Raw genomic sequence first — 4,936 nt, forward strand, 5'->3', positions numbered from 1 at the left:
GCCGCCCTGCCGCTGGCCATCGCCGAGGCCGCCAGCGCCGCCGGGCGCCTCACCCTGGTGCTCACCGAGGGCAGCCAGAGCGCCGAGCGGCTGCAGGAAGAACTGGCGTTCTTCGCCCCCGATCTTCCGGTGCTGCATTTCCCCGACTGGGAAACCCTGCCCTACGACGTCTTCTCGCCGCACCAGGACATCATCTCGCAGCGCATCGCCGCACTCTACCGCCTGCCGCAGCTGACCCGCGGCATTCTGGTAGTACCGATCACCACCGCCCTACACCGTCTGGCGCCGAAGCGCTTTCTGCTCGGCAGCAGCCTGGTGCTGGACGTCGGCCAGAAGCTCGACGCCCCGCAGATGCGCACGCGCCTGGAGGCGGCCGGCTACCGCTGCGTCGACACCGTCTACGAGCACGGCGAGTTCGCCGTGCGCGGCGCGCTGATCGACCTCTTCCCCATGGGCAGCGACACGCCCTACCGCATCGACCTGTTCGACGACGAGATCGAGACCCTGCGCACCTTCGACCCGGAAACCCAGCGTTCGGTGGACAAGGTCGAGTCGGTCCGCCTGCTGCCGGCGCGCGAGTTTCCGCTGGAGAAGAAGGCCGTCAGCGATTTCCGCGGACGCTTTCGCGAGCGCTTCGACGTGGATTTCCGCCGCTGCCCGATCTACCAGGACCTGTCGTCCGGCATCACCCCGGCCGGCATCGAGTACTACCTGCCGCTGTTCTTCGAAGAAACCGACACCCTGTTCGACTACCTGCCGGGCGACACCCAGGTGTTCTCCCTGCCCGGCATCGAAAAAGCCGCCGAGCACTTCTGGACCGACGCGCGCAGCCGCTATGAGGATCGCCGCGTCGACCCGGAACGCCCGCTGCTGCCGCCGGCCGACATCTTCCTGCCGGTGGAGGACTGTTTCGCCCGCCTGAAGAGCTGGCCGCGCATCGTCGTCAACCCCGAGGATATCGAACCCGGCGTCGGCCAGACGCGCTTCGACGCCAAAGCGCTGCCGGATCTGGCGATTCAGGCCAAGGCCGGCGAGCCGCTGGCGGCGCTGCGCCGCTTCATCGAGGAATACCCGGGCCGCGTGCTGTTCTGCGCCGAATCGGCCGGGCGCCGCGAGGTGCTGCTGGAACTGCTCGCCCGGCTCAAGCTCAAGCCGAAGGAAGTCGAGGGCTGGCCGGCCTTCGTCGCAAGCCACGAGCGTTTGGGGATCTGCATCGCCCCGCTGGACGAGGGCCTGCTGCTCGACGACCTGGCGCTGATCGCCGAAAGCCCGCTGTTCGGCCAGCGCGTGATGCAGCGCCGCCGCCGCGAGAAGGGTCGCGATGGCGGCGACAACGTGATCAAGAACCTCACCGAGCTGCGCGAAGGCGCGCCGGTGGTGCATATCGACCACGGCGTCGGCCGCTACCTGGGCCTGGTGACCATGGAGTTCGACGGCCAGGCCGCCGAGTTCCTCGCCCTGATGTACGCCGAGGAAGCCAAGCTCTACGTGCCGGTGGCCAGCCTGCACCTGATCGCCCGCTATACCGGCAGCGACGACGCCCTGGCGCCGCTGCACCGCCTCGGTTCGGAAACCTGGCAGAAGGCCAAGCGCAAGGCCGCCGAACAGGTGCGCGACGTCGCCGCCGAACTGCTGGATATCTACGCCCGCCGCGCCGCCCGCGAAGGTTTCGCCTTCCAGGACCCGGCGCTGGACTACGCCAGCTTCAGCGCCGGCTTCCCCTTCGAGGAAACCCCGGACCAGCAGGCCGCCATCGACGCGGTGCGCGGCGACATGCTCGCCGGCAAGCCGATGGATCGCCTGATCTGCGGCGACGTCGGCTTCGGCAAGACCGAAGTGGCCATGCGCGCGGCCTTTATCGCCGTGCACAGCGGCAAGCAGGTGGCCGTGCTGGTGCCCACCACATTGCTCGCCCAGCAGCACTACAACAGCTTCCGCGACCGTTTCGCCGACTGGCCGGTGAAGGTCGAGGTGATGAGCCGCTTCAAGAGCGCCAAGGAAGTCGAAGGCGCGGTGCAACAGCTGGCCGAAGGCAAGGTGGATATCGTTATCGGTACCCACAAGCTGCTGCAGGACGACGTCAAGTTCCACAACCTGGGCCTGGTGATCATCGACGAGGAACACCGCTTCGGCGTGCGCCAGAAGGAACAGCTCAAGGCCCTGCGCAGCGAGGTGGATATCCTCACCCTCACCGCCACGCCAATTCCGCGCACCCTGAACATGGCCGTAGCCGGCATGCGCGACCTGTCGATCATCGCCACCCCGCCGGCGCGCCGCCTGTCGGTGCGCACCTTCGTCATGGAAAGCAACCAGCCGACCATCAAGGAAGCGCTGCTGCGCGAACTGCTGCGCGGCGGCCAGGTGTACTACCTGCACAACGACGTGAAGACCATCGACAAGTGCGCCGCCGACCTCGCCAAGCTGGTACCGGAAGCGCGCATCGGCATCGGCCACGGGCAGATGCGCGAGCGCGAGCTGGAACAGGTGATGAGCGACTTCTACCACAAGCGCTTCAACGTGCTGGTGGCCTCGACCATCATCGAGACCGGCATCGACGTGCCCAGCGCCAACACCATCATCATCGACCGCGCCGACAAGTTCGGCCTGGCCCAGCTGCACCAGTTGCGTGGCCGTGTCGGTCGTAGCCACCACCAGGCCTATGCCTACCTGCTGACGCCGCCACGCAAGCAGATGACCGACGACGCGCAGAAGCGCCTGGAGGCCATCAGCAATGCCCAGGACCTCGGTGCCGGCTTCGTCCTGGCCACCCACGACCTGGAGATCCGCGGCGCCGGCGAGCTGCTCGGCGACGGCCAGAGCGGGCAGATCCAGGCGGTCGGCTTCACCCTCTACATGGAAATGCTCGAACGCGCGGTCAAGGCCATCCAGAAAGGCGAGCAGCCCAACCTCGACCAGCCGCTGGGCGGCGGCCCGGAGATCAACCTGCGCGTACCGGCGCTGATCCCCGAGGACTACCTGCCCGACGTGCACAGCCGCCTGATCCTCTACAAGCGCATCGCCAACGCCACCGACGAAGACGGCCTGAAGGAGCTGCAGGTGGAGATGATCGACCGCTTCGGCCTGCTGCCGGAGCCGACCAAGCACCTGATGCGCCTGACCCTGCTCAAGCTGCAGGCCGACAAGCTGGGCATCGTCAAGATCGACGCCGGGCCGCAGGGCGGGCGCATCGAGTTCGCCGCCGAGACCTGCGTCGACCCGCTGACCCTGATCAAGCTGATCCAGGCGCAGCCCAAGCGCTACAAATTCGAAGGCGCCACGGTGTTCAAGATCCAAGTGCCGATGGAGCGCGCCGAAGAGCGCTTCAACACCCTGGAGGCCCTGCTCGAACGCCTTGCCCCACAAGCTTCATCCACCTGAAGGACAAACCGCCCATGCGTCTCTTGCACCTGATCCCCCTGCTGCTCTGCCTGCTGGCCCCAAGCGCCTTCGCCGAACGCCTCTACCAGGTCGAACTGCTGGTGTTCCGCCAGGCCGGCGACCCCGTCGTCGCGCCCAAGATCGCTCCCGACGACTGGGCCGGCAGCGCGCTGCCGATCGCCGGCAACGAACGTCCCACGGCGCTGGACAACGAGGCGGCCAAGCTCAACCCCGGCAACGGCTACCAGTTGCTGCTGCACAAGGCCTGGAGCCAGAGCATCGGCAGCAGCCCGAGCCGCGTCGCGGTGAGCAGCGGCGAGGCGCAGTTCGGCCACCATCCGGTCGAGGGCACGCTGAGCTTCACCCAGGAACGCTTCGCCGACCTGGAACTGGAACTGTGGATCAACCAGTTCAGCGCCGACGGCCTGCTCGATGCCAGCGAGCACCTGAAGATCGCCCAGCGCCTGAAGGACAACAGCCTGACCTACCTGGATCACGGCAGCCTGGGCGCGCTGATCCGCATCAGCCCGCTCTGAGCGGAGGCCAGACAGGAGAGCGCCGGGAGCGGTTTGGCGCGCAAGCCCCAGAGGGGTGAAACGCAGGGATGTGCCGAACGATGCAAAAAGGGCCGCTAAGCGGCCCTTTTCGTTATCCGGGGAGCCAGGCTCAGCCCGCCAGCACCCGCGCCAGCACCGACTTGACCGTGCCCATGCCCTGCTCCAGCACCCGCTCGATCTCGGCCATGGTGATCAGCGCGCTGGACTTGCCCGCCGCCGGGTTGACCACCAACGCCAGGCAGGCGTAAGGCAGCGCCAGTTCGCGCGCCAACACCGCCTCAGGCATGCCGGTCATGCCCACCAGGTCGCAGCCGTCGCGCTCCATGCGGGCGATTTCCGCAGCCGTCTCCAGGCGCGGGCCCTGGGTGCAGCCGTAGACGCCGTGATCGCTGAACGCGGCGTGCTCGGCGCGCAGCGCCGCCACCAGTCGCTCACGCAGCTGAGCATCGTAAGGCTGGCTGAAATCGACGTGGGTGACGTGCTCCAACTCGCCCTCGTAGAAGGTATGGGCGCGCCCCGCGGTGTAATCGATGAGCTGGTGTGGCACGCAGAAATGCCCGGTGGCCATGGCCGCATGGATGCCGCCGACCGCGTTGACCGCGAGGATCGCCTTGGCCCCGGCCTGCTTCAGCGCCCAGAGGTTGGCGCGGTAGTTGACCTGATGCGGCGGAATACGGTGCGGCTGGCCATGGCGGGCGAGAAACAGCACCTCGCGCCCGGCGTAGTCGCCGCGCAGCACATCGGCCGACGGCGCGCCGTAGGGCGTATCCAGCGGCAATGCTTCGCGGATGGTCAGGCCTTCGAGCTGGGTCAGGCCGGTGCCGCCGATAATCGCGTAGACAGTCATGGGCGCTCCTCAGTCAAGCAACTGGGCGGCTCGCAGCGCCGCCACGGCAGTCAGCCAGCGTGGCGCCTGGCGGTATTCGGTACTGGCGTGTGCACGGCCGCGCATACGCGCCAGGCGCGCCGGCGGCGTCACCTGCCGGCGTTGCAGGGCCGTC

Annotated in this window: 3 protein-coding genes and 1 pseudogene; 2 read left to right on the plus strand and 2 right to left on the minus strand. The window is 67.8% G+C overall.

Annotated elements, in window-relative coordinates; translation table 11 throughout:
- Together mfd and N878_RS12620 are read left to right on the plus strand one after the other, a co-directional pair.
- Window positions 1-3,378: transcription-repair coupling factor (mfd, locus tag N878_RS12615; protein ID WP_021444011.1), on the plus strand; the 3,378-nt coding region annotated here is incomplete at its 5' end.
- Between the two features lie 14 nt (window positions 3,379-3,392).
- Window positions 3,393-3,914, plus strand: coding sequence for a CsiV family protein (locus N878_RS12620; RefSeq protein ID WP_021444012.1), 522 nt, complete (start codon window positions 3,393-3,395; stop codon window positions 3,912-3,914).
- A 130-nt stretch (window positions 3,915-4,044) separates the two neighbouring features.
- Here the strand turns inward: N878_RS12620 and N878_RS12625 are convergent, their stop codons facing one another.
- Window positions 4,045-4,782, minus strand: coding sequence for an S-methyl-5'-thioinosine phosphorylase (locus N878_RS12625; RefSeq protein WP_021444013.1), 738 nt, complete (start codon window positions 4,780-4,782; stop codon window positions 4,045-4,047).
- Between the two features lie 9 nt (window positions 4,783-4,791).
- Window positions 4,792-4,936 (minus strand): annotated as a pseudogene (locus N878_RS29540) (beta-N-acetylhexosaminidase); the annotation flags it as partial.

It is taken from the genome of Pseudomonas sp. EGD-AK9, from assembly GCF_000465935.2.
GTDB lineage: Bacteria > Pseudomonadota > Gammaproteobacteria > Pseudomonadales > Pseudomonadaceae > Aquipseudomonas.